The organism is Streptomyces ficellus (assembly GCF_030406405.1).
Taxonomy (GTDB): Bacteria; Actinomycetota; Actinomycetes; order Streptomycetales; family Streptomycetaceae; genus Streptomyces; species Streptomyces ficellus_B.
This window is the reverse complement of record NZ_JAUEPL010000001.1, coordinates 314,431-337,171: the sequence shown is the minus strand read 5'-3', so window position 1 is coordinate 337,171 and position 22,741 is coordinate 314,431. Positions and strand designations below refer to the sequence as shown.

General features: G+C 71.8%; 18 protein-coding genes and 1 pseudogene. 9 read left to right on the top strand and 10 right to left on the bottom strand.

The window, feature by feature from the left end:
• Positions 1-107 precede the first annotated feature (107 nt).
• The 3 genes from QWM81_RS01445 to QWM81_RS01435 all read left to right on the top strand — a co-directional run bounded on the left by QWM81_RS01445 (position 108) and on the right by QWM81_RS01435 (position 1,569).
• On the top strand, positions 108-491 hold the full coding sequence (locus QWM81_RS01445; RefSeq protein WP_019889909.1) for a helix-turn-helix domain-containing protein: 384 nt from the start codon (positions 108-110) through the stop codon (positions 489-491).
• A 200-nt stretch (positions 492-691) separates the two neighbouring features.
• The gene (locus tag QWM81_RS01440; RefSeq protein ID WP_290109516.1) at positions 692-1,177 is read left to right on the top strand and encodes a Dps family protein; all 486 of its coding nucleotides are present in this window, start codon (positions 692-694) and stop codon (positions 1,175-1,177) included.
• 104 nt (positions 1,178-1,281) lie between these two features.
• Positions 1,282-1,569, top strand: a complete 288-nt coding sequence (locus tag QWM81_RS01435; RefSeq protein WP_290109515.1) for a hypothetical protein — start codon at positions 1,282-1,284, stop codon at positions 1,567-1,569.
• A 10-nt stretch (positions 1,570-1,579) separates the two neighbouring features.
• Here QWM81_RS01435 and QWM81_RS01430 read toward each other — a convergent pair whose 3' ends face one another.
• The 3 genes from QWM81_RS01430 to QWM81_RS01420 form a co-directional block, all read right to left on the bottom strand.
• Positions 1,580-2,377: an Fpg/Nei family DNA glycosylase gene (locus tag QWM81_RS01430; protein WP_290109514.1), complete on the bottom strand. Its 798-nt coding sequence runs from the start codon at positions 2,375-2,377 to the stop codon at positions 1,580-1,582.
• Between the two features lie 70 nt (positions 2,378-2,447).
• Positions 2,448-7,067 (bottom strand): ATP-dependent helicase, encoded by a 4,620-nt coding sequence (locus QWM81_RS01425; RefSeq protein WP_290109513.1) that lies wholly within the window; start codon positions 7,065-7,067, stop codon positions 2,448-2,450.
• Positions 7,068-7,273: 206 nt separating this feature from the next.
• Entirely contained in the window at positions 7,274-8,179 is a 906-nt protein-coding gene (locus QWM81_RS01420; RefSeq protein WP_290109512.1) for a hypothetical protein, read from the bottom strand.
• A 92-nt stretch (positions 8,180-8,271) separates the two neighbouring features.
• Between QWM81_RS01420 and QWM81_RS01415 the strand changes: the two genes are divergently transcribed.
• The 4 genes and pseudogenes from QWM81_RS01415 to recX form a co-directional block, all read left to right on the top strand.
• The gene (locus QWM81_RS01415; RefSeq protein WP_290109511.1) at positions 8,272-8,466 is read left to right on the top strand and encodes a DUF3046 domain-containing protein; all 195 of its coding nucleotides are present in this window, start codon (positions 8,272-8,274) and stop codon (positions 8,464-8,466) included.
• Positions 8,467-8,742: 276 nt separating this feature from the next.
• Positions 8,743-9,885 carry an AI-2E family transporter gene (locus QWM81_RS01410; protein WP_290109541.1) on the top strand — a complete coding sequence of 381 codons (1,143 nt, stop codon included), beginning with the start codon at positions 8,743-8,745 and terminating at the stop codon, positions 9,883-9,885.
• 274 nt (positions 9,886-10,159) lie between these two features.
• Positions 10,160-11,287, top strand: a complete 1,128-nt coding sequence (gene recA, locus QWM81_RS01405; protein ID WP_353938267.1) for a recombinase RecA — start codon at positions 10,160-10,162, stop codon at positions 11,285-11,287.
• Positions 11,169-11,861: pseudogene (gene recX / locus QWM81_RS01400) on the top strand (recombination regulator RecX); the annotation flags it as partial. The gene recA and the pseudogene recX, both read left to right, overlap by 119 nt.
• A gap of 165 nt (positions 11,862-12,026) precedes the next feature.
• Here recX and QWM81_RS01395 read toward each other — a convergent pair.
• The 5 genes from QWM81_RS01395 to QWM81_RS01375 form a co-directional block, all read right to left on the bottom strand.
• Positions 12,027-13,760: an FAD-dependent monooxygenase gene (locus tag QWM81_RS01395; RefSeq protein WP_290109510.1), complete on the bottom strand. Its 1,734-nt coding sequence runs from the start codon at positions 13,758-13,760 to the stop codon at positions 12,027-12,029.
• A 195-nt stretch (positions 13,761-13,955) separates the two neighbouring features.
• Complete coding sequence (locus QWM81_RS01390) at positions 13,956-14,918, bottom strand: amino acid ABC transporter permease (RefSeq protein WP_290109509.1); 963 nt, start codon at positions 14,916-14,918, stop codon at positions 13,956-13,958.
• Entirely contained in the window at positions 14,915-15,562 is a 648-nt protein-coding gene (locus tag QWM81_RS01385) for an amino acid ABC transporter permease (RefSeq protein WP_290109508.1), read from the bottom strand. The genes QWM81_RS01390 and QWM81_RS01385 overlap by 4 nt, the downstream gene beginning before the upstream one ends.
• Positions 15,563-15,773: 211 nt before the next feature.
• Entirely contained in the window at positions 15,774-16,697 is a 924-nt protein-coding gene (locus QWM81_RS01380; RefSeq protein ID WP_290109507.1) for a glutamate ABC transporter substrate-binding protein, read from the bottom strand.
• A 194-nt stretch (positions 16,698-16,891) separates the two neighbouring features.
• Complete coding sequence (locus tag QWM81_RS01375) at positions 16,892-17,677, bottom strand: amino acid ABC transporter ATP-binding protein (protein ID WP_290109505.1); 786 nt, start codon at positions 17,675-17,677, stop codon at positions 16,892-16,894.
• 259 nt (positions 17,678-17,936) lie between these two features.
• Between QWM81_RS01375 and QWM81_RS01370 the strand changes: the two genes are divergently transcribed.
• Together QWM81_RS01370 and QWM81_RS01365 are read left to right on the top strand one after the other, a co-directional pair.
• The gene (locus QWM81_RS01370; protein WP_290109503.1) at positions 17,937-18,665 is read left to right on the top strand and encodes a response regulator transcription factor; all 729 of its coding nucleotides are present in this window, start codon (positions 17,937-17,939) and stop codon (positions 18,663-18,665) included.
• 15 nt (positions 18,666-18,680) lie between these two features.
• On the top strand, positions 18,681-20,081 hold the full coding sequence (locus QWM81_RS01365; RefSeq protein ID WP_290109502.1) for a sensor histidine kinase: 1,401 nt from the start codon (positions 18,681-18,683) through the stop codon (positions 20,079-20,081).
• A 24-nt stretch (positions 20,082-20,105) separates the two neighbouring features.
• Here QWM81_RS01365 and QWM81_RS01360 read toward each other — a convergent pair whose 3' ends face one another.
• Together QWM81_RS01360 and QWM81_RS01355 are read right to left on the bottom strand one after the other, a co-directional pair.
• Positions 20,106-21,104, bottom strand: a complete 999-nt coding sequence (locus tag QWM81_RS01360; protein ID WP_290109501.1) for a TAXI family TRAP transporter solute-binding subunit — start codon at positions 21,102-21,104, stop codon at positions 20,106-20,108.
• A 292-nt stretch (positions 21,105-21,396) separates the two neighbouring features.
• Entirely contained in the window at positions 21,397-22,500 is a 1,104-nt protein-coding gene (locus QWM81_RS01355; RefSeq protein WP_290109500.1) for an amidase domain-containing protein, read from the bottom strand.
• Positions 22,501-22,741: the final 241 nt, after the last annotated feature.

The following is a 22,741-nucleotide window of genomic DNA, read 5'->3' as shown; positions in this document are numbered from 1 at the left end:
TTTGCAGCCCTGAGTGAACACGTCATCGCTCCCCGCACGGCCGCAGCGCGAGGCGGTACGGTGGGGCGTGAAGGATGCGGCTACACGGTCCGAGGAGGGAGCCACCGATGATTCTGCTCCGTCGCCTGTTGGGTGACGTGCTGCGTCGGCAGCGCCAGCGCCAGGGCCGTACTCTGCGCGAAGTCTCCTCGTCCGCCCGAGTCTCGCTCGGCTATCTCTCCGAGGTGGAGCGGGGGCAGAAGGAGGCTTCCTCCGAGCTGCTCTCCGCGATCTGCGACGCGCTTGACGTACGGATGTCCGAGCTCATGCGAGAGGTGAGCGACGAGCTCTCGCTGGCTGAGCTGGCCGAATCGGCAGCGGCGAGTGAGCCGGTGCCGGCACCAGTACGCCCGATGCTGAATTCTGTGTCCGTGACGTCGGTGGCAGGTGTGCCGACGGAACGGGTGACGATCAAGGCGCCCGCGGAGGCGGTGGACGTCGTCGCCGCCTGATTCCGCTCCGGTCTCCGAGTGATGGGGGCCGGTTGGGGTCGTTGAGCCGCTTGTGTTGTGCGGCCTGTGTTTTGGGCTGAGCCCCGGTCGGGTACCCGAGTGCCGACCGGGGCTTTCGTTTACTCCGAATGCCCCTTTTAGGTCGTATGTGCAATGGTGGACGAGCGTGCGATCACCGCACGCCGGAACGGAGGATTCGAATGCCTGTCGTGAAGAGCTCCCTCCCCGACGCCGACCTGAAGGTGGTCGGCGAGGCCCTGCAAGGGGCCCTGGTGGACGCCGTGGATTTGTCCCTGGTGGCCAAGCAGGTGCACTGGAACGTGGTGGGGCCGCGCTTCCGCTCCATTCACCTTCAGCTCGACGAGGTCGTGACCACCGCCCGCAAGCACGCCGACATCGTGGCGGAGCGCGCGTCGGCGCTCGGCGTGAGCCCGGACGGACGAGCCGCGACGGTCGCGTCCAGCAGTGCCATCGGGTCCGTGCCGACCGGATGGATCAAGGACGATGACGCGGTCAAGATCCTGGTGGACGCGCTCATCACCGTGGTGGGACGGATGCGGGAGCGGATCGAGGCGACCGACAAGCCCGACCCGGTGACGCAGGACCTCCTGATCGCCCTGACCGCGGATCTGGAAAAGCACGCGTGGATGTTCCAGGCGGAGAGCCGCCAGGCCGAGTACGCGTAGGTGGACAGCGCGTGGGGGCGGCCCGGTGCGCGCGGGATGCGTGCATCGGTACGCCCTCCCGCCGGCTGATCGTGCCGGTCTAGCGTCGACCGGAGGAGGCGGCCATGGTACGGCGACGAGTTCCCCCGCTGGCGGTCGCGCTGGTGCTGGGCGGGCTGTGGTGGTGGGCGGTGCTGAGACTTGCGCTGGCGCCCGGGCAGGCAGGGCTCGTCGAAGGGACCGTGGCGGCGGGTGGTTGGGGGCTGAGCCTGCTTCCGGTGCATGTGACCTCCGCCCGTAGAAGGCGGGTGAGGCGTACGGGGCCTGCGAGTCCTATGGGCCCTACGGGTCCTCCGGGGCCTACGAGCCCTCCGGGCCCTGCGAGCCCTGCTGGGCGTACCAGCGCGTGGTGAAGCGGCGGCGTCAGCCGGTGGGCCCCGACTGGCAGCCGGGGCACCAGTAGGAGATGCGGTCCTTTCCGGTCTCCTCCTTGCGGAGGATGGGGGTGCCGCAGCGGTAACAGGGCTGGTTTTTGCGGCCGTAGACGTAGAGCTTGCGGTCGGGGCGGTCGCCGGGGGTGATGGTGCGGCGGTCGAAGCGCTCCTTGTTCGCCTCCAGAAGGCGGTGGGCCGTGGCGATCAGCCGCTCGGGGACGCCCGGTGGGAGGTCGCCGACCGGCAGCCACGGCGTGACGCGGGCCAGGAAGGCCAGTTCGCACTTGTAGACGTTGCCGATGCCGGCCAGGTTCCGCTGGTCCAGCAGAGCCTCCCCCAGGGGGCGTACAGGATCGGCGCAGACGCGGCGTACCGCTTCCTCGAAGTCCCAGTCGGGGCCCAGGAGATCAGGTCCCAGATGGCCGACGACGGCCGGCTCCTCGCTGGTGCGGATCAGCTCCAGGACGGGGAGGCGGTAGCCGACGGCGGTGTGGGTGGTGGTCGCGAGGATGGCGCGGATCTGGTGGCCGGGGCCGCCGCTCCAGCGCTCGTCGGGTGTGAAGACGCGCCAGGCGCCGTCCATCTGGAGGTGGGAGTGGAGGGTGAGGCCGCCTTCGATCCGGGTGAGCAGGTGCTTGCCGCGCGGGGTGACGTCCAGCAGCGTCCGGCCGGTCAGGTCGGCGGTGGCGAAGCGCGGGACCCGCAGATCGGAGCGGGTCAGGAGCTTGCCCGCGAGGGCGGTGTGCAGGCGGCGCGCGGTCAGCCAGACGGTGTCTCCTTCGGGCATGGGTCCATGATGCGCGACGCGCCCGCGCCTGCGCGCCGGGCGCCTGCCCGCGGGGCCTGCGCCTGCGCGGCTAGGCGCGCAGGCGCAGGCCCCGGGGGGTGGCGTGGAAGCCGGCCGTCTCCAGGGCGCGGGAGAGGGGGGAGGTGAGGGCCGCCGTGCCGTTGATCCGCTCGACCGTGACGGTCCCCAGGGAGCCCGCCCGGGCCGCTTCGGCGAGGGCGTCGGCGGCGGTGCGGAGGGCGGGGGCGTCTGGTTCGGTCGGCCAGGACAGCAGGGTCTTGCCGCCGCGCTCCATGTAGAGCGTGAGCTCGCCGTCGACGAGGACGACGAGGGCGCCCGCCTTGCGGCCGGGTTTGTGGCCGGCGCCGGTGGGGGGCTCGGGCCAGGACAGGGCGGCGCCGTAGGCGTTGGCCGGGTCGGCGGCGGCCAGGACGACAGCGCGTGGGGCGGCTCCCGGCTCGGCGCGGTCGCGGGCGGTGGCCGCCGCGCGGAGACGGTCGACGGCGCCGTCCACCGCGAACTGGGCGGCGCCCAAGCCCTCGACGACATAGCCGCGGCGGGCCTGGCCGCTGTCCTCGAAGGCCGACAGGACGCGGTACGTCGCCGAGAAGCCGCCCTGGACGCCTTCGGCGGCGACCGCGCCGCGGGTGACCACGCCGTGCCGGTCCAGCAGCGTGCGGGCCAGGGCGTGGGCGCGGTGCGTGGGGTCCGGTTCGGGCGGCGGGAGGAGGGACCAGCGGCCGCTGACGGTGGGCGGGCCCGAGCGGGAGGCGGTGCGGGCGGCAGCGGTGAGCGTGCCGTACCGGCCGCGCGGAACGGCGCGCTTGGCGCGGTGGGCCGTGGACCCCGCCGTACGGCCCGAGCCGAGCAGGGCCCGCAGCGGCGCCAGGGTGTCGTTGGTGAGGCGGCCGGACCAGGCCAGGTCCCACAGGGCGTCGGCCAGCTGGGGGTCGGTGGCGTCCGGGTGCGTGGTGGCGCGTACCTGGTCGGCGATCTGGCGGAAGAACAGGCCGTAGCCGCCGGACAGGGCCGTCAGGATCGACTCGTGCAGGGCGGTCGGCTCCAGCGGATGAGGCGGCGGGAGCAGCAGGGGCGCGGCGTCGGCGAGGTAGAGCGAGACCCAGCCGTCCTTGCCGGGCAGGGCGCCGGCCCCGGCCCACAGGACCTCGCCGGTGGTGGTCAGTTCGTCGAGGAGGGTGGGGCTGTAGTGGGCGACGCGGGAGGGCAGGATCAGCTTTTCGAGGGCGGAGGCGGGGACGGGTGCGCCCTGGAGCTGCTCGATGGCGCGGGCCAGCCCGTCGATGCCGCGCAGGCTGTTGTCGCCCAGGTGCTGCCACTGGGGGAGGAACGTGGCCAGCGCGGCCGGCGGGACCGGTTCCAGTTCGTGGCGCAGGGCGGCGAGCGAGCGGCGGCGCAGCCGGCGCAGTACGGCCGCGTCGCACCACTCCTGGCCGATGCCGGAGGGGTGGAACTCGCCCTGGACGACGCGGCCGGCGGCGGCCAGGCGGTGCAGGGCGCCGTCGGTGACGGCGGTGCCGAGGCCGAAGCGGGCGGCGGCCTGGGCGGAGGTGAACGGGCCGTGGGTGCGTGCGTACCGCGCGAGGAGGTCGCCGAGCGGGTCCTTCACCGGCTCGGTGAAGGCCTCGGGGACGCCGACCGGCAGGGCGGTGCCGAGCGCGTCGCGCAGCCGGCCGGCGTCCTCGACGGCCGCCCAGTGGTCGGCTCCGGCGATACGGACGCGGATGGCGCGGCGTGTCCTGGCGAGCTCTCGGGGCCAGCCCGGGTCGGCGCCGCGCTCGGCCAGCTCGGCGTCGGTCAGGGGGCCGAGGACGCGCAGCACGTCGGCCGTGCCCTCCACGTCCTTGACGCGGCGGTCCTCGCTGAGCCACTGGAGCTCGCTCTCCAGCTCGGTGAGGACGTCCGCGTCCAGCAGTTCGCGCAGCTCCGCCTGGCCCAGCAGCTCGGCCAGGAGCCGGGAGTCCAGGGACAGCGCGGCCGCCCGCCGTTCCGCGAGGGGTGAGTCGCCCTCGTACAGGAACTGGGCGACATAGCCGAACAGGAGCGAACGGGCGAAGGGGGAGGGCTCGGGGGTGGTCACCTCCACCAGGCGGACGCGGCGCGCTTCGATGTCGCCCATCAGCTCCCGCAGGCCGGGTACGTCGAAGACGTCCTGGAGGCACTCGCGGACCGCCTCCAGCACGATGGGGAACGAGCCGAACTCGCTTGCCACCTGGAGCAGCTGGGCGGCCCGCTGGCGCTGCTGCCACAGGGGGGTGCGCTTGCCGGGGTTGCGGCGGGGCAGCAGCAGGGCGCGGGCGGCGCACTCGCGGAACCGGGAGGCGAACAGCGCGGAGCCGCCGACCTGGTCGGTGACGATCTGGTCGACCTCGCCCTTGTCGAAGAGCACGTCGGCGGCGCCGACCGGCGCCTGGTCGCCGTCGTACTCCAGGCCCGGCGCGGCGGGGTCCTGGTCGAGCAGGTCCAGGCCCATCAGGTCCGCGTCGGGCAGCCGCAGCACGATGCCGTCGTCGGCGTGCATGACCTGGGCGTCCATGCCGTACCGCTCGGAGAGCCGGGCGCCCAGGGCCAGCGCCCAGGGGGCGTGCACCTGCGCGCCGAACGGCGAGTGGACGACGACCCGCCAGTCACCCAGCTCGTCGCGGAACCGCTCCACGAGGATGGTGCGGTCGTCCGGGACGTGGCCGCAGGCGCGGCGCTGCTCGTCCAGGTACGCGAGGACGTTGTCGGCGGCCCACGCGTCCAGGCCGGCCGCCAGGAGGCGCGGCCGGGCGTCGTCGGGTGCCAGCGAGCCCACCTCGCGGAGGAACGCGCCCACCGCGCGGCCCAGTTCCAGCGGGCGGCCCAGCTGGTCGCCCTTCCAGAACGGGAGTCGGCCGGGGACGCCGGGCGCGGGGGAGACCAGCACCCGGTCGCGCGTGATGTCCTCGATGCGCCACGAGGAGGTGCCGAGCGTGAACACATCGCCGACGCGCGACTCGTACACCATCTCCTCGTCCAGTTCGCCGACCCGGCCGCCGCCCTTCTTGGGGTCGGAGCCCGCCAGGAACACGCCGAACAGGCCCCGGTCGGGGATCGTGCCGCCCGAGGTGACGGCGAGGCGCTGCGCTCCTGGGCGGCCGGTGACCGTGCCGGCGATCCGGTCCCACACCACGCGCGGGCGCAGCTCGGCGAACGCGTCGGACGGATAGCGCCCGGCGAGCATGTCCAGCACCGCCGTGAACGCCGACTCGGGCAGCGACGCGAAGGGCGCGGCGCGCCGGACCACCGCGAGCAGGTCGTCGAACTGCCAGGTGTCCAGGGCCACCATGGCGACCAGCTGCTGGGCCAGGACGTCCAGCGGGTTGGCGGGAACGCGCATCGCCTCGATGGAGCCGCTGCGCATCCGCTCGGTGACCACGGCCGCCTGCACCAGGTCCCCGCGGTACTTGGGGAAGACGACACCGGTCGACACGGCGCCCACCTGGTGCCCGGCGCGGCCGACGCGCTGCAGGCCGGAGGCGACGGACGGCGGCGACTCGACCTGGACGACCAGGTCCACCGCGCCCATGTCGATGCCCAGCTCCAGGCTGGAGGTGGCGACCACGGCGGGCAAGCGGCCGGCCTTCAGATCCTCCTCGACCAGGGCCCGCTGCTCCTTGGAGACCGAGCCGTGGTGTGCCCGCGCCAGCAGCGGCGGGGCGCCCTTGGCCGCGCCCGACTGGGCCATCAGCTCGGCCGGCGACTGGTCCTCCGGCAGGGCCTCTCCGGTGGCGCGCTCATAGGCGATCTCGTTGAGCCGGTTGCACAGCCGCTCCGCGAGGCGCCGCGAGTTGGCGAAGACGATCGTGGAACGGTGCGCCTGGACGAGGTCGGCGATCCGCTCCTCGACGTGCGGCCAGATCGACGGCCGCTCGGCCTGGTCCGTTTCCGTGGCGGGCGAGCCTCCCAGTTCGCCCAGGTCCTCGACCGGGACGACGACCGAGAGGTCGAACTCCTTGCCGGACGGCGGCTGGACGATCTCCACCTTCCGCTGCGGCGAGAGATAGCGCGCGACCTCGTCCACCGGGCGGACCGTGGCCGACAGTCCGATACGGCGGGCCGGGCGCGGCAGCAGCTCGTCCAGCCGCTCCAGGGACAGGGCGAGGTGTGCGCCCCGCTTCGTACCGGCGACCGCGTGCACCTCGTCCAGGATCACCGTCTCGACACCGGACAGCGCGTCCCGGGCGGCGGAGGTGAGCATCAGGAACAGCGACTCGGGCGTGGTGATCAGGATGTCCGGCGGGCGGGTGGCCAGCGAGCGCCGCTCGGCGGCCGGGGTGTCGCCCGAGCGGATGCCGACCCGGATCTCCGGCTCGGGCAGCCCGAGCCGGACGGACTCCTGGCGGATGCCGGTGAGCGGGCTGCGCAGATTGCGCTCCACGTCGACGGCGAGCGCCTTCAGCGGCGACACGTACAGCACACGGCAGCGCCTCTTCGCGTCGGCGGGCGGCGGCGTGGACGCGAGCCGGTCCAGGGAGGCGAGGAACGCGGCCAGCGTCTTGCCCGACCCGGTCGGGGCGACGACCAGCACGTCCGACCCCTCACCGATCGCCCGCCAGGCACCTTCCTGGGCGGAGGTGGGCGCACTGAACGCCCCCGTGAACCAGGCACGGGTCGCGGGGGAGAAGGAGTCGAGCGCAGTCCTGGCCATGTCCCCCATCGTGCACCCGACCACTGACAACCGGTGCGGAGCCCCTGCGCGGGCGCCGTGATCGCGGACCGACCGGCACGGCGGCGTGCGTCGCGGCGGACGCGGTCGGCCGATTCGGCGGGCGTGCGGAGGGTGGGGGGCCGGGCATGCGGGTAGCGGACGCGGTCGGCCGGTCCGGCGGGCGTGCGGGGGGTGCGCGGTGCCGGTCAGTCGATCCGGCGGGCGTGGGCCCTGAGCGTACGCAGCGCCTCGATCGTGACGATCGGGCGCCACTCCAGGGCGGTGCCGGGCGCCCACTGGCGCCACCTGATGGGCCAGCCGCCGTCCTCGGCCTGGTCGGCCGCGAGGTGGTCCAGGGAGCGTGCCATCTCCTCGTCCGTGAACCAGCGCCGGGCGAGCGAATCCGGCACGCGCGCGTAGTCATGCGGAAAGTGGTGCTCGCCCGGGGCGTAGCCCGGCGCGACCGGAAACTCGTCGAGGCGCTCGGGGTCCAGCACCGCCAGCCGCTGCTCCCGGACCAGCCGGCCGAGCCGGTCCGCGACGGCCTCCGCGCGGGCACGGTCGGGAACACCGTCCAGGAACGCGACGGCGGCCTCGATCTCGTACGGATGAGACTTCTCCAGGGCCTCGATGGCGGCCCAGCAGAAGTCCGTGGCGCGGAACAGCCAGGCGTGCCACACCTGGTTGCGGTGGAGCAGCCCGACCACCGGGCCGGTGGCCAGCAGGTCGCTCGGCGGGTCGTCGACGACCGGAATGAACGGGGCGACCGGATAGCCGCGGATCGAGGGGTGGAGCGCCGGCAGTGCCCCGTCATGGGTGGACACCCCTGTCAGATAGCGGCAGACGCGCTCCACGCGCAGCCCGCCGCAGCGACCGATGGAGTCCAGCACCCGCAGCGCGTGCGCGGTGTGCAGCGGCTGGCTCACGGGCCCGCGCAGATCGGGCTCCAAGGCGTGTCCGTAACCGCCGTCCTCGTTCAGATACGCGGTGAGGGCGGCCTCCACGGGGTCGGCACCGCCGCCCAGGAAGTGGTAAGCGAACCGCCGCTGTTCGAGCACGCGGGCCGTCAGCCAGATGAAGTGCTCGGCGCGCGAGAGGGGAGTTCCAGCCATGTTCCGACCGTAGGGCGGAAAGGGCTTTCGGGAGGGGCTTTCGGCCAGACGGGCGGGCGGGGCTGCACTCTCAGGAGCGGGATACTGGAGGCATGCGGTTGACGATTTTCTGGGAGCGGATGGCGGACCACTTCGGCCCGGTGTACGCGGAATCCTTCGCCCGGGACCATGTCATGTCCGAGCTGGGCGGCCGGACGGTGTACCAGGCGCTGGACGCCGGGTGGGAGGCGAAGGACGTGTGGCGGGCGGTCTGCGCGGCGGTGGACATTCCCGCGGACAAGCGCTGACCGGAGGAAGATCTCCCGGCTGTGCGGGCGCGCGGGCGGACGAAGCGGGGCAGGGCGGATCTGTGGGGCGGGCGGCCGGCTGTCACAGCCGTACGCGAGACTTGCCGCGTGGCCCCGACTGACGAGACCGAGACGACGACCACCGATCCGGTGACGCACGACACCGCGTCGCCGACCGCGCACGCGCCTGCCGCGGCGTCGATCCCGAACGCCGCCCGGCCTCCCAGGAGCGTCGCGCCGGTGACGGGCGGCGGCGGCGCGGCTCCCGCCGCCCGCATGCCCCGCTGGCTGCCGCGCGCCATGGTCCTGGCCCTCGCCCTGTACGCCTGCTTCCAGCTCGGCAGTTGGGCGTTCCACCAGCTCATCGGGCTGCTGATCAACATTCTGATCGCCTTCTTCCTGGCGCTGGCGATCGAGCCGGCCGTGGGGAGGATGGCGGCCCGCGGGATGCGCCGGGGCCTGGCCACCTTCCTGGTCTTCTTCGGCGTCCTGGCGGCCGGTGTCGGCTTCGTCGTCCTGCTCGGCTCGATGCTGGCCGGCCAGATCGTCGAGATGGTCGAGGACTTTCCCCGGTACCTCGACTCGCTCATCAACTGGATGAACCACACGTTCCAGACGGAGCTGTCCAGGGTCGAGGTCCAGGACAGCCTGCTGCGGTCCGACTGGCTGCGGAAGTACGTGCAGAACAGCGCGACCGGAGTGCTGGACGTCTCGGCGACCGTGCTCGGCGCCCTGTTCAAGCTGTTGACGATTTTTCTGTTCTCGTTCTACTTCGCGGCCGACGGACCGCGGCTGCGCCGGGCCCTGTGCTCGGTCCTGCCGCCCGCGAAGCAGACCGAGGTGCTGCGCGCCTGGGAGATCGCCGTGGACAAGACCGGCGGCTATCTGTACTCGCGCGGGCTGATGGCGCTGATCTCGGGCGTCGCGCACTACGTCCTGCTGGAGTTCCTGGGCGTTCCGTACGCGCCCGCGCTCGCCGTCTGGGTGGGCCTGGTCTCCCAGTTCCTGCCCACCATCGGCACGTACCTGGCGGGCGCCCTGCCGATGCTGATCGCCTTCACGGTGAACCCCTGGTACGCGCTGTGGGTGCTGGCGTTCGTCGTGGTGTACCAGCAGTTCGAGAACTACGTGTTGCAGCCCAAGCTCACCGCCAGGACCGTCGACATCCACCCCGCGGTGGCCTTCGGGTCGGTCGTCGCGGGTACCGCGCTGCTCGGGGCGGTGGGCGCGCTGATCGCGATCCCGGCGGTCGCCACCCTGCAGGCGTTCCTCGGCGCCTATGTGAAGCGGTACGACGTGACGGAGGACCCTCGGGTGCACGGGCACCGGCGGCATGGCGAAGCCGTTCTGGCCAGGGTGCAGCGGGCGCTGCGCGCCAAGAAGGACGAGGACCAGGCGCGGTCCCTCGACGGCGCATGATCCCTGGACGTCTCTCCTGGTCCCGTCTGTCCATGGCCGGGGCGCCGGAGGTGTGCCGGGCGTGTGCCGGAGGTGTGCCGGGCGCGGTGTGGCGCGCTTGACACCAAAATCGAACATCCATTCTTATGGGGGCTCGGGCCCGGAACTGCGGGGGCGACGAGGTGTCGACCGCTGAGTTATCCACAGGTCGGAGGGACGTCGGGGCCCATTGTCAGTGGCAGGGGTTAGCGTCTTTGACGTGAAGCGATCGACACAAGCAAATCGGGTGGAACCCATGGCAGGAACCGACCGCGAGAAGGCGCTCGACGCCGCGCTCGCACAGATTGAACGGCAATTCGGCAAGGGCGCAGTGATGCGCATGGGCGAGCGGCCGAATGAGCCCATCGAGGTCATCCCCACCGGGTCGACCGCCCTCGACGTCGCGCTCGGCGTCGGCGGCCTGCCGCGTGGCCGTGTGGTGGAGGTGTACGGGCCGGAGTCGTCCGGTAAGACGACCCTCACCCTGCACGCGGTGGCCAACGCGCAGAAGGCCGGCGGCCAGGTCGCGTTCGTGGACGCGGAGCACGCCCTCGACCCCGAGTACGCGAAGAAGCTCGGCGTCGACATCGACAACCTGATCCTGTCGCAGCCGGACAACGGCGAGCAGGCGCTGGAAATCGTGGACATGCTCGTCCGCTCCGGCGCGCTCGACCTGATCGTCATCGACTCCGTGGCCGCGCTCGTGCCGCGCGCGGAGATCGAGGGCGAGATGGGCGACTCGCACGTGGGTCTGCAGGCCCGTCTGATGAGCCAGGCGCTCCGTAAGATCACCAGTGCGCTCAACCAGTCCAAGACCACGGCGATCTTCATCAACCAGCTCCGCGAGAAGATCGGTGTGATGTTCGGCTCGCCGGAGACCACGACCGGTGGCCGGGCGCTGAAGTTCTACGCCTCGGTGCGTATCGACATCCGCCGCATCGAGACCCTCAAGGACGGCACGGAGGCGGTCGGCAACCGCACCCGCTGCAAGGTCGTCAAGAACAAGGTCGCGCCGCCGTTCAAGCAGGCCGAGTTCGACATCCTCTACGGCCACGGCATCAGCCGCGAGGGCGGCCTGATCGACATGGGCGTCGAGCACGGCTTCGTACGCAAGGCCGGCGCCTGGTACACGTACGAGGGCGACCAGCTGGGCCAGGGCAAGGAGAACGCCCGCAATTTCCTGAAGGACAACCCCGACCTCGCCAACGAGATCGAGAAGAAGATCAAGGAGAAGCTGGGCGTCGGCGTCCGGCCCGAGGCGCCGGCGGCCGAGCCCGGCACGGACGCGGCGGGCGCACCGGCCGTGGACGACGCCGCGAAGACGGTCCCGGCCCCGGCGGCGAAGGCCACCAAGGCGGCCAAGGCCACGGCGGCCAAGGCCTAGCCCCATGGCCCGGCGCACCGAATGGCCGGGAGGCAGCACCGACTCGTCGAGGGCCGAGAAGGAGCTGTCGCCCCAGGATCCCGCTGAGCGGGCGCGGGCGATCTGCCTGCGCCTGCTCACCGGGACCCCGCGCACCCGTCAGCAGCTCGCGGACGCGCTGCGCAAAAGGGAGATTCCGGATGAGATCGCCGACGAGGTGCTCTCCCGGTTCGAGGATGTCGGCCTGATCGACGACGCGGCCTTCGCGGGCGCGTGGGTGGAGTCCCGGCACCACGGCCGGGGCCTGGCCCGCCGCGCCCTCGCCCGTGAGCTGCGGACCAAGGGGGTGGACGCGGAGCTGATCGACGAGGCGGTGGGGCAGCTCGACCCGGAGCAGGAGGAGGAGACCGCCCGCGAGCTGGTCGCCCGTAAGCTCCGCTCGACGCGGGGCCTCGACCGCGACCGGCGCCTGCGCCGCCTCGCGGGCATGCTCGCCCGCAAGGGCTACCCGGAGGGCATGGCGCTGCGGGTGGTGCGGCAGGCGCTGGAGGAGGAGGGCGAGGACACGGACGACCTCCCCCACGAGGGCTTCTGACCTGCGAGGCGCGCGTACGCCGGGACGCCGCCAGGCAGCCGCCAGGGCGTTGGTCGGGACGGGTTCTTGCGGCCGACCCGGTCACGGAACCGCCACGGCGTTCACAGGCGCACGCACATCGGTGCCGTTCATGGCCGAGGGGTACAGCGCGGACCCCCGCCCCGGTCAGTTGACGTCAGCGGTCCGGTCGCTATGCACCCGCTCCGGGGCGCCGCCCCGCACCGCGTCGGCCGCCGCGTACAGCTCCGCCGGACGCACCCCGCCGAAAGCGGCGGCCAGGTGCCCGTCCGGCCGCACCAGCAGCACGGTGTGTGCGGCAGCCCCCGGGTACGCCTCCGTGACGAGGACCTCGCCCTCCACCGGCAGCGCGCCCACCGCCTCCACCAGCCGGGGCATCACGCCCGCGGTCATCCAGTGGCGCCGGTCCCATACGCCGGTACCCGGCGCGACCAGGACCGCCAGCAGCCTGCCCCGCCCCAGCCGGTCCCGCAGCCGCGCGGTCGTACCGTCGGGAGCCGTCACGCGCACATCGGCGACCGGGGCGCCCAGGGGCGTGCCGACGCTCGTGTGCGCCTCAGCGTACGGAGGCGCGAGCGGGGAGTGCGGGTACGCGGGAGGCGCGCCCAGCGGACCGCGCCCCAGGTGCCCGTCCATCAGCAGCGCGTCATGCCCGCCGCCCCGCAGGTACGTCCGCAGCCCGCCCGCCCCGCGCAGCACCGGCAGCGACTGGTCCGCCGCCCGCAGCCGGGCCGCCACCGCCGTGCGCCGCTCGGCCTGGTAGCTGTCGAGCAGCGCCTCGGAGGCGCCGTGGTGCCAGGCGAGTGCCAGCTTCCACGCCAGGTTGTCGGCGTCCCGCAGCCCCTCGTCGAGCCCCTGGGTGCCCAGCGCGCCCAGCAGATGGGCCGCGTCCCCGGCGAGGAACGCCCGGTCCACGCGCCAGGACTTGGCGAGCCGGTGGTGCAGCGTGTAGACGCCGGTGTCGACCAGGTCGTACGCCGGTGTCTCACCGCACCAGCCGGCGAGCGTCTCGCGGATGCGGGACACCAGCGCATCCGGCGTCACCAGGTCACCGCGTGGCGGCAGCAGCCAGTCCAGCCGCCAGTCCCCGTCCCGCAGCGGGCGGGCCGTGACCTCCTCGCCGACGCCGCGCCACGGCGGCTGACGGTGCAGCAACGCCTCGCCGGGCCACGGGAGTTCGGTACGGAGGGTGGCGACGGCGTGCCGTTCGACCGCCGTCCGCCCCGGGAAGCGGATGCCCAGCAGCTTGCGCACGGTCGAGCGGGCGCCGTCGCAGCCGACCAGGTGGCTGCCGCGCCACCAGGTCGCCCCCGGCCCGCGCGTGTGCGCGGTGACGCCGTGCGCGTCCTGCTCGATGGAGTCCAGGCGGCTGTCCGGTACCAGCCGCACCAACTCCCGGTCCGGGAGCGCGGCGATGGCGTCCCGCAGCCCCCGGGCGAGAGCGTGCTGGGGGATGTGCAGCGGCGACGGCACCTCCGACCCGGACTCCGCCGGTCCGGACTCCGCCGATCCGGACTCGACCGAGCCCGACTCCGCCGGTCCGGACTCCGCCGGCCCCGGCCCGAACTGTCCCGATCCCGCCCCGGGCTCCAGAGGCCCGGACTCCACCGGCCGGGCGCCGAACTCGATGTGGCGCATCAGCTGCTTGCGGCGCATCGAGCGCCAGCCCGTCCAGCGGGTCCCCTCGTCCCGTACCGTGGCGCAGCCCAGGCGCTCCACGAACGCGGCCGTGTCCGGGCGCAGGACGGCGGTGCGCGCGGCGCGTGGCTCGTCCTTGCCGGGGCCCTCGTCCAGGACGACGGTGGGCACGCCCTGCGCGGCCAGGGCGAGGGAGAGCGCCAGGCCCACCGGGCCCGCGCCGACCACGATCACCGGGTCCACGGCGTGACTCCCGAGGCCCGTACGGTCATGCGGTGAGCAGGGGAAACACGGGAAAGTGCGGCTGGAGCCCGACGCGACGCGATCACAGAACGTATGCAACCCACTGCGGGTGCTTGCGTCAAGTGACGGGGGCAGCGGCGCGACCGCCACTGCCCCCGTACAACACGTAAGACACCCGGATGATGTCACATACCGTCAGTTGCCCGGACCCCCACCGGCTCCGTTGCCCCCACTGGCCCCGTCGCCCCCGCCGGGACCCCCCATGATCACCGTGTTGCCGGCCGCCTGGCCGGCCTCGCCGCCGAGTACGGCACCGGCCGCGGCGGGTTCAGCGGCCGCCGCCGTACCGATACCGGTCTTGGCGCGGCGGCCGCGCTTCTCGATCCAGGTGGCGAACGCGGAGAGCGCCATGCACATGGCCACGTAGATCGCGCCGATCACGACGATCGTCGACACGTACGGGTACATGCCGTTGACCTGCGTGTTCGAGGCGATCAGGCGGGCGGTCTGGAGCAGCTCGGGATACAGGATGATGAAGCCGAGCGAGGTGTCCTTGAGGGTCACCACCAGCTGGCTGATGATCGTCGGCAGCATGGCCCGGACGGCCTGCGGCATCAGCACCGTGGCCATGACCTGGGTCTTGCTCATGCCGAGCGCGTACGCCGCTTCCCGCTGGCCCCTCGGTACGGAGTTGACGCCGGCGCGCAGGACCTCGGCCTGGACGCAGCCGTTGTAGACCGACAGGCCGACCGCCAGCGCCCACATCGAGTAGTCGGTCAGGAAGCCGACCCACACGGCGTAGATGGTGATGAGCAGCGGGATGGAGCGGAACAGCTCGATGAAGCCGGTGGCCAGCCACCGGACCGGCTTGTGGTCGGAGAGCCGGGCCACGGCCAGCAGCACACCGAGCACCAGCGAACCGACCGCCGCGATGCCGAACGCCTTCAGGGTGGCGAGAACGGCGTCGGCGATGTTCTGCCGGATGCCGGCGTAGTTGAAGATGTCCCACATCTCAGGGGCGAGGTGCCCCTTCTCGCTCAGCCGGACGATCATGACGGCGAGCAGCCCCAGGATGGTGGCGGTGCCGAGGACGGCGTAGACGCGGTTGCGGACGATGGCCTTGGGGCCGGGGGCGTCGAAGAGAACGCTGGCGCTCATCGGGCGACCTCCAGGCGGCGCTCAAGGATGCGGAAGATGCCGCTGATGGTGAAGGTGACCGCCAGGTAGGCCAGGGACACCCAGAGGAAGATGGGGACGATGTCGTACCCCTCCTCGCTCAACAGCTTCTGCCAGCCGAAGAGCTCGGTGACGCTGAACGCTCCCGCGATCGCCGAGTTCTTGGTGAGCGCGATGAGGATCGAGCTCATGGGCGGCAGCACGGTACGGGTCGCCTGCGGCAGCACGATCAGCCGCAGCGTCTGCGAGAACGTCATGCCCAGCGAGCGGGCCGCCTCCGCCTGGCCGAGCGGCACCGTGTTGATGCCGGAGCGGACCGCCTCGCAGACGAAGGAGGAGGTGTAGAAGCCGAGCGCCAGCGAGCCGAGGACGAAGGCGCTCATGCCCGGGAAGAGGATCTCGGGGACCACGAAGGTCGTCACGAGGAACAGCAGCGTCAGCGGCGTGTTGCGCAGCAGGGTGACCCACGCGGTGCCGAACCAGCGCAGCGGCGGGACGGGGGAGACGCGGAAGCCGGCGATGACGACGCCGAGGACGAGCGCGATGGCCGTGCTGACGGCGGTGATCGACACGGTTCCTATGAAACCGTCGCGGAACTCTGGGAAGTAGTCGAGCAGTACGTTCATGAGGTCTCCGCGTCGGCGGTCAGCGGCTGGCGGTCAAGGTGCGTGCGAAGCGGTGGGGCCGGAGCGCCCCGTACGCGGGTCGTGACGCGTACGTCGTGACTCGCGGGTCGTGACACATGGGTCGTGACACATGGGTCGTGACACATGGGTCATGACTCGTGCGTCGTGACGCGTGCGTGTACGGGGCGCTCCGGCGGGCGACGAGCGGCGGTCAGTAGCGCTCGATCGCCGGCGGCGCGGTGTACTCCGAGCCGGACAGGCCCAGGGTGGCCTCGTAGATCTTCTTGTACGTGCCGTCCTTGATCCGCTTCTCCAACGCGTTGTTGACCGCGTCGCGCAGGGCCTTGTCTTCCTTCTTCATGCCGATGCCGTACGGCTCCTCGGTGAACGGCTTGCCGACGACCTTCAGCTTGGTCGGGTTCTGGGCGGCGTAACCCTTGAGGATCGCGTCATCCGTCGTCACCGCGTCGACCTGCTTGGTGAGCAGCTGCTGCACGCAGTCGGAGTACTTGCCGAGCTCGGTGGTCTGAGCCCCGTACTGCGGCTTCTTGATCTCCTGGAGCGGGGTCGAGCCCTTGATGGAGCAGACCTTCTTGCCCTTGACGCTCTCCGGGCCGGTGATCGAGGTGTCGTCCTTGCGGACCAGGAGGTCGGCGCCGGCCTTGTAGTACGGACCCGCGAAGCCGACCTGCGCCTTGCGCTTGTCGTTGATCGTGTACGTACCGACGTAGTAGTCGACCTGGCCCTTGGAGATGGCGGTCTCGCGGGTGCTGGAGTCGACCGTCTTCCACTCGATCTGGGACTCGGTGAAGCCCAGCTCGGCGGCGATCATCTTGGCGATCTCGACGTCGAAGCCGGAGCGCTTCTTGGTCGCCTGGTCCTCGAAGCCGAGGTACGGCTGGTCCGCCTTGGAGCCGACGATCAGCTTGCCGCGCTCCTTGGCCGCCTTGAAGGTGGGCGAGGCGTCCAGCTTCACATCGGTGGCGACGATGTACTTGGGCAGGGCCGGCGCGTTCGACGCGCCGGGCTGCACGCCGCCCGGCTTGTCCCCGGCGGAGCCCTCCTTGCCACCACAGGCGGTGGCGGTCAGCGCGAGCACAGCAACGGCCAGGGCGGCCGTCTTGCGGAGCTTCATGGTGAACATCCCTTATGTCGTGGTTCGTTGGTCGTCAGCGGCGAAGGACCCGCCAAGTGGCGAGGGTTCCGTCAGGGTGAATCCGTCAGGGTCAATCCGTTGGGCGAACCCGTGAGTCGCCAAGGATGCTGAGTGGTGAAGATCCTCAGTGATGAAGATCCTCAGTGGTGAAGAGCTTCAGCGGTGAAGGATCCTCAGTGGTGAAGGATCTTCGACAGGAAGTCCTTGGCCCGGTCGCTGCGCGGACTGCTGAAGAACTGGTCCGGCGTGGCTTCTTCGACGATCCGGCCGTCGGCCATGAAGACGACACGGTTGGCGGCGGAGCGGGCGAAGCCCATCTCGTGGGTGACGACGACCATCGTCATCCCGTCGCGCGCCAGCTGCTGCATCACCTCGAGGACCTCGTTGATCATCTCGGGGTCGAGCGCCGAGGTGGGCTCGTCGAAGAGCATCACCTTCGGGTCCATCGCCAACGCCCGCGCGATCGCCACGCGTTGCTGCTGGCCGCCGGACAGCTGCGCCGGGTACTTGTCGGCCTGCGTGCCCACACCCACCCGGTCGAGCAGCGTCCGTGCCTTCTGCTCCGCGGCCTTCTTGTCCGCCTTGCGGACCTTGACCTGGCCCAGCATGACGTTCTCCAGCACGGTCTTGTGCGCGAAGAGGTTGAACGACTGGAAGACCATCCCGACGTCGGCGCGCAGCCGGGCCAGCTCCTTGCCCTCCTGGGGCAGCGGCTTGCCGTCGATGGTGATGGAGCCCGAGTCGATCGTCTCCAGGCGGTTGATCGTGCGGCACAGCGTGGACTTGCCGGACCCGGACGGCCCGATGACGACCACGACCTCGCCACGGGCGATGGTCAGGTCGATGTCCTGGAGCACATGCAGCGCGCCGAAGTGCTTGTTGACGTTGCTCAGTACGACCAGGTCGCCCGTCGCCGGTCCGGCGTCCTCCGCGCCCTTGGTCACTGACACTCCGCTCATCGGCTGCTCCGTCCTGCTCGGTTGGGAGGACCCTAATCACGCAGTGCTACCAGCGTCATTACATCTGAGCGGAAATTGAGGATAACGATCCGGCTGCAACCCGGCACTATGCGTGAACGGGGTGGCTCGCCGCAGTACGGGTGGATAACGGAAACCCCGCCGCAAGGCGAACACTCTTGACTGACGGCCCGAACATCGGCGTTCATGCCCAGGTGACCATATGGTCACCGAAGCGATCGCACCTTTTTGGAGGGGGGCCATGAGACTGCTGCTCGTCGAGGACGACGACCATGTCGCCGCGGCCTTGTCCGCCATCCTCAAGAGGCACGGCTTCGACGTCACCCACGCCCGCAACGGCGAGGAGGCGCTCCAGGCCGTGCTGCCCGCCGCCAATGCCGGACGGCCGCCGTTCGGCGTCGTACTCCTCGACCTCGGCCTGCCCGACCAGGACGGCTACCAGGTGTGCGGCAAGCTCCGGAAGCTCACCACCACACCGGTGATCATGGTGACCGCGCGGGCGGACGTCCGCTCCCGGATCCACGGGCTGAACCTCGGCGCCGACGACTACGTCGTCAAGCCCTACGACACCGGCGAGCTGCTGGCCCGTATCCACGCCGTCAGCCGGCGCTCCGGCGCCGCCGCGGACGGCGACGACAGCGCGGGCGGCGGCACGGAAGACCCGGCGACGCCGCTGTGCCTGGGCGCCGTCACCATCGAGCTGTCCACCCGCCGCGTCAGCGTGGACGGTACGGCGGTCCAGCTCACGCGCAAGGAGTTCGACCTGCTCGCCCTGCTCGCGCAGCGGCCCGGCGTCGTCTTCCGCCGGGAGCAGATCATCAGCGAGGTCTGGCGCACCAGCTGGGAGGGCACCGGCCGCACGCTGGAGGTCCATGTGGCGTCCCTGCGCGCCAAGCTGCGGATGCCCGCCCTCATCGAGACCGTGCGCGGCGTCGGCTACCGCCTGGTCGCCCCGGCCCCGGCCGCGTAAGGCGCAGCAGCCCCTGTGCGTACGCGTCTGCTCCCGCTGCTCATCGTCCTCATGGCCGGTGTGCTGCTCGCGCTCGGCTTCCCGCTCGCCGCGAGCCTCGCCGCCGCGCGGCAGCAGACCGTCGTCGTCGACCGGATCGACGACACGGCCCGCTTCGCCGCCCTCGCCCAGTTCGTCACCGAGCCCGGCGGCCCCGGCGTCGACGAGCGGCAGTCCACCCTCCAGGGCGAACTGGTCCGCTACCACGAGGTGTACGGGATCGAGGTCGGCGTCTTCTACCGCGACGGCACCGCGATGGCCCGCGCCCCCAAGGACTGGGAGGTTCCCGAGAGCGGCGAGCCGCGCCGGGCCTTCCGGGAAGCCCTGCTGGGCCGCCGCAGCCACGACCCGCCCCAGGTCTGGCCCTGGCAGCCGCACGCCCGGCTCGCGGTCGCCTCACCCGTCGTACGGGACGGGGACGTCGTCGCCGTCGTGCTCACCGACTCGCCGACCGGGCAGCTGCGCTCGCGCATCCTGCACGGCTGGCTGCTGATCGCGGCCGGTGAGTTCGCGGCGATGCTGCTGGCTGTCGGGGCGGCGTTCCGGCTCACCGGATGGGTGCTCAAGCCGGTGCGGGTCCTGGACGCGGCCACGCACGACATCGCCACCGGCCGGATGAACTCACGGGTCGCGGCCGCCGGCGGCCCGCCGGAACTGCGCCGACTCGCCCGGTCGTTCAACGAGATGGCCGACAACGTCGAAGAGGTGCTGGAGCAGCAGCGCGCCTTCGTCGCCGACGCCTCGCACCAACTGCGCAACCCGCTCGCCGCGCTGCTGCTGCGCATCGAGCTCCTCGCGCTGGAACTGCCCCCGGGGAACGAGGAGATCGCCTCCGTACGCACCGAGGGCAAGCGCCTGGCCCAGGTGCTCGACGACCTGCTCGACCTGGCGCTGGCCGAGCACGCCGCGGCCGACCTGCGGCTCACCGACATCGGGGAGCTGGCCGGCGAGCGGGTCGCCGCCTGGCGTCCGCTCGCCGACGAGAAGGGCGTCCGCCTGACCGGGTGCGGTTCCGCCGTCACCGCCTGGACCGACCCGGTGGCGCTGTCCAGCGCGCTCGATGCCGTGATCGACAACGCGCTGAAGTTCACCCCGGCCGGGGAGGAGGTCACCGTGACCGTCGCCGCCGACGGTGACACCTCCACCATCGTGGTCACCGACCGGGGCCCGGGCCTGACCGACGACGAGCTCGCGCGCATCGGCGACCGCTTCTGGCGCAGCAACCGGCACCAGAACATCAAGGGCTCGGGACTCGGCCTGTCCATCTCGCGCGCCCTGCTCGCGGCGGGCGGCGGCTCGATCGCGTACGCCCACCACGAGCCGCACGGTCTGCGCGTCACGGTCACCGTGCCGCGCACCGAGCCGCCGCTGCGCTGAACGCTGCGGACACGACCCAGGCCGTTACGGCTTCACCGAGCGGTAGTAGCGACGGGCGCCCTCGTGCAGGGGCAGGGGATCGGTGTAGACCGCCGTGCGCAGGTCGACCAGCTGCGCGGGGTGCACCTCGCGGCCGATGCGGTCCCGGCTCTGGATCACCGTCCGCGTGAAGGCCTCCGTCAGCGCCGGGTCCATGCGCTCGGTGGTGACCAGCAGGTTGGCCACGGCGACCGTCTCGACCGGCCGGCCGTCCTGGGCGAGCGCGTAGGCGTCGGCGGGCACCACGGCGGAACGGTAGTAGCGGCCGTTGCCCCCGCCCCCGTGCACCCGGTCGACCAGGTCGGCCTCCAGCGGTACGAGCCGGATCGGGAAGCGCTCCGACAGCTTCTGCACGGCGCTGGTCGGCAGGCCGCCCGACCAGAAGAAGGCGTCCAGCTGTCCCCGCTGCAGCAGCCCCGGCATGGTGTCGATCCCGGCCAGGACCGGCTTGACCCCCGTCTCCGGATCAAGCCCGGCCGCCTGGAGCAACCGGTTGGCGATCAGCCGTACGCCCGACCCCTCCTGCCCGACCCCGACCCGCAGGCCACGCAGGTCACGGGTGGAGCGCACCGTTGAGTCCTTGGGCACGACCAGCTGCACATAGTCGTCGTACAGGCGGGCGCAGCCGCGCAGCTCGCCCGCGCCGGGGGTGTCGTCCCGGAGGTACGTCGCGACCGCGTCCGCCGTGGCGATCGTGAAATCGGCCTCGCCGGATGTGAGCCGGGCGAGGTTCTGCCGGGAGCCCTCGCTGTTCTGCAGCGTTATCGCCACATCCGGAAGGTTCCGCCCCAGCGCCTCTTCCAGCAGCTTGCCGTACCGCTGGTACACCCCGGTCGGCACGCCGGTGCTGAAGGTGACCTTTCCGCGCGGAGACGGCTCCCCCACCGGTACCAGCCACCACAGGAGCAGCCCCAGCACCACCAGAGCCACCGCCGACCCCTGGAGGGCACGGCGGCGACGGAGACGGGACAGGACCGGGAGCATGGCGCGATCCTGCCAGCTCACTCGCCGCGAAGACCAGGCCCGGCGGACAACGGCCCGGCAACGGCCCGGCAACGCCCGCCGGCACACCGCCCCCCAAGGGCCGGCGGTACACCGCCCCGCAACGGCCGGCGGCACATCGCCCCGGACCGGCCAAGGCCACCGAGTGGGCGAGTCCGGCCGCGCCCAGTCCATCGCGAGCGAGGCGGGCACGGAGCGCGGGCCGCCCGAGCAGATCATGACCAGCCCAGCGCCCGCGTGGCCGATCGGCCGGTCGGCCACGCGGACGGGTCCGTCAGGTGCGGTAGGCGTAGTACACGGCGTTCGGGTAGGAGGCGATGATGCTCGCCAGGGACTTCCGGTAGGTGTTGACGGAGTGGTAGGTCAGGTACGGCATACCACTGCTGCTGCGGTAGGTGGCCATCATCGAGTGGTCCTTGGAACCGTCTCTGTTGAAGTCCATCTGCATGATGTCGCCGACACCGAGCTGGTAGGCGTTCTTCAGGTTGGTCGCGCGCTTGCTGGAGAGGGTGAACCACGACCACTCGTCGGCGCCCACCCAGGAGGTCGACTGCGTGGTGGAGCCGTACCACCAGGTGCGGTAGTCGGTGCCGTCACCGGGGGCGTGCTTCCAGCCGCCCGCCTTGAGCGCCTGGCTGGTGAAGTTGGTGCAGTCACCGCCCGCGTCGTTGAACTTGCGGTACGCGGGGTTGTAGTTGGACCAGTACCTCTCCGCGTAGGCCGCCATGGCCCGGTAGTCGTAACCCGTCGCGGTCTGGGTCTTGGGGGCGCTCGGCGCCGGCCGGGTGGTGGCGGCCGGGGTGCCGCGCGGCGGGGTGGTCGCCCCCGCGCGCGCCGCTGTGTCGGGCTGGTTGACGGCCGCTATGCCCCGGTCCTCGGACTCGATGCCCGCCAGGTCCCAGCCGCCCCCGGCGCCGGGGGCGAAGCGCATCTCGTGGTGGGCCTGGAACCCCGTGGTCGCGGGCTCGTCACCGCGTATCTTCTTGTAGGTCAGGGTGGTTGTCTCGGTGACCCGGACCACGGCCTGGCCGTCGCTGATCCGGACGCTGTCCACGGCGACCTTCGTGTCCGCCGCGGTGTACGCCTCGCCCAGACTGGCCAGCCGCGCCTTGCGGCCCTTGAGCGTCGCCAGGCCGTTGGCCTCGGCCCGGGCAAGCCCGGACGCCAGGCGTATGCCCTTGTCGAGCGTGAGGGCGCCGCGCCGCGCGGCGGGGCGGTCCAGCAGTGCCGAAGTGCGGTCGGTCAGCACCGCGTCGGCGACGCGTTCGAAGGTCGCCGTCGTGCGACTGTCCACGGCGCCGCCCGGGACGGCCGGACCCTCCGTGATACCGGCCGACGCCTGCGGCAGAAGCACCGCCGACAGCCCCACAGAGGCCACGACTCCGAGAGCGATGGTAAGTCTCTTAGATTTCAACGGTCTTTTCCCCTTTTCATCCGGCCCACACGCCGGGCACGGAATCTTCGCATTGCCGCGCCCCGGTCAGCGTGCCGGGGGCGAGGGAGCGCGGACGGGGCTGACGTACGTACGCTGTGCTCGTCGAGACGCCGTGGAGACGGCCTCTTGAAATGGGGAGAGAGTTGTGAAGTTGTGTGGGTTGTGGGGGTCCCCGCAGACGGTT